We start from the raw sequence: 1,837 nt of genomic DNA, 5'->3' as shown, positions 1-1,837 counted from the left end.
TTCCTGCAAAGAACACGCACCCCCCATAAAGCCGTAACCCTTTTAGGCAATGTATATTTAAATGCGAGTAATGTGAAGATAGGCAGGAATGTGACTATTTATCCGAATGTTTCTTTTGAAGGAGTTGGTGAAATAATTATTGGAGATAATGTTTCTATCGGATTTGGTTGTATTATTCATTCCGATCAACGTGTATATATAGGCTCCGATACTTCGATTGCAGCGTATACTTATATTATAGATGTAAACCACGGAATAAGCAGAAAAGAATTGATAAGAAAACAAAATTTGGAAACGTCTTCGATTTATATAGGTTCCGATGTCTGGATAGCGGCCCATTGTACCATTATAAAAGGTGCTGAAATACAGGACGGAGCGGTTGTAGGAGCTATGTCGATGGTAAATAAAGAAATAGGACCTTACTGCATTGCTTATGGAATTCCTGCAAAAAATTTTGGAGAAAGAAAATAATAAAAACAGATTAATATGATACGTCTTAGTATAATTGTACCGATATATAATATGGAGAAATATCTTCACAGGTGTGTAGATAGTATTATTAACCAGACATATGAAAATTTGGAGATAATTTTGGTAGATGATGGTTCTAAAGATTTATCTCCGGCTATATGTGATGAATATGCAAGTAAAGATAGCAGAATAAAAGTTATTCATAAAAAAAATGGAGGACAAGGAGATGCCCGTAATTGTGGAATAGAGCAGGCTACAGGTGATTATTTAGGTTTTATAGACAGTGATGATTACGTTCGTCCTCATATGTTTGAAACGTTATTATCATTATGCGTTGAAAATAATGCACAAATTGCTATTTGTGAAATGTATAAGGATGAAAATGAGCTGAAACCAGACTTTGCTCCTCAAATAAAAGTTTTGAATAAAGAAGAATTTTATCCACTATTGCTGGAAGATTTAATTTCGTCGCATCCGTGCAATAAATTGTTTAGGGCCGATTTATTTAAAGGTATTCGTTTCCCTCTGAGAAATAGTGTAGATGATATGATGATTATGCCTGCTATTTTTGATAAATGTCATGAAATAGTGTGTACGAACGAGCCTTTATATTTTTATTACATAGGAAGGGCTGATAGTGTTTCAAATAACAGGAAAACGATTCATATTAATTCTTATGAGAGAAGTGTTGCTTTTATGGAGCGTTATGTCTTGGCAAAGGAGAGAGGTCTTTTGGAAGCTGATGTTATATTAAAAAAAGCTGTATCTTTTTCCGTTGGAACATTGGGATTGCTGTTAGAACGGAAAAATGAAAATTGGGAAAAAGAAATTAATATGATTCTGACATTTCTTAAAAAAAATAGTCAGGAAATATATACGAATCAAAAGATCGATATTGCCCGTAAATTCGCTGTATGGATATTGTTGAATATGCCGGGACAATATAAATGGTTTCTTAAAATTTATAAGTTATTTTTCTAAAATGAAAAAATTAAAAGTAGTAACCGTAGTAGGCACGCGTCCCGAGATCATCCGTTTAGCCTGCGTACTTCAAAAATTAGATAAAAGCCCCGCGATCGACCATGTCCTGGTGCACACTGGCCAGAATTACGATTACGAACTCAACGAACTCTTCTTCGAAGACCTCGGTCTGCGCAAGCCCGACCATTTCCTCAATGCCGCCGGAGCCAATGCCACCGCCACCGCGGGCCAAATCCTGATCAACATAGACCCTATCCTCGAGCAAGAACACCCCGATGCCTTCCTGGTTCTGGGCGATACCAACTCCTGCCTTTGCGCCATAGCCGCCAAAAAGCGCCACATCCCCATCTTCCACATGGAAGCCGGTAACCGTTGCTTCGACCAG

General features: G+C 37.2%; 3 protein-coding genes. All 3 read left to right on the top strand.

Features of this window, described 5'->3' with window-relative positions:
- A partial coding sequence (locus OCV73_RS14440; RefSeq protein ID WP_147553336.1) for an acyltransferase occupies positions 1 to 471 on the top strand: 471 nt, incomplete at its 5' end.
- Positions 472 to 522: 51 nt separating this feature from the next.
- The gene (locus tag OCV73_RS14435; RefSeq protein ID WP_167551284.1) at positions 523 to 1,452 is read left to right on the top strand and encodes a glycosyltransferase family 2 protein; all 930 of its coding nucleotides are present in this window, start codon (positions 523 to 525) and stop codon (positions 1,450 to 1,452) included.
- A 1-nt stretch (position 1,453) separates the two neighbouring features.
- A partial coding sequence (locus tag OCV73_RS14430) for a UDP-N-acetylglucosamine 2-epimerase (RefSeq protein WP_147553332.1) occupies positions 1,454 to 1,837 on the top strand: 384 nt, incomplete at its 3' end.

Origin of the sequence: Barnesiella propionica, from assembly GCF_025567045.1 — a bacterium.
Classification (GTDB): Bacteria; Bacteroidota; Bacteroidia; order Bacteroidales; family Barnesiellaceae; genus Barnesiella_B; species Barnesiella_B propionica.
This window is presented reverse-complemented; position numbering and strand designations above follow the sequence as displayed.

What these genes read in the sequence shown, in the direction of transcription:
- OCV73_RS14435 (WP_167551284.1), top strand. Translation starts at nt 523, where the DNA reads ATGGAGAAATATCTTCACAGGTGTGTAGATAGTATTATTAACCAGACA.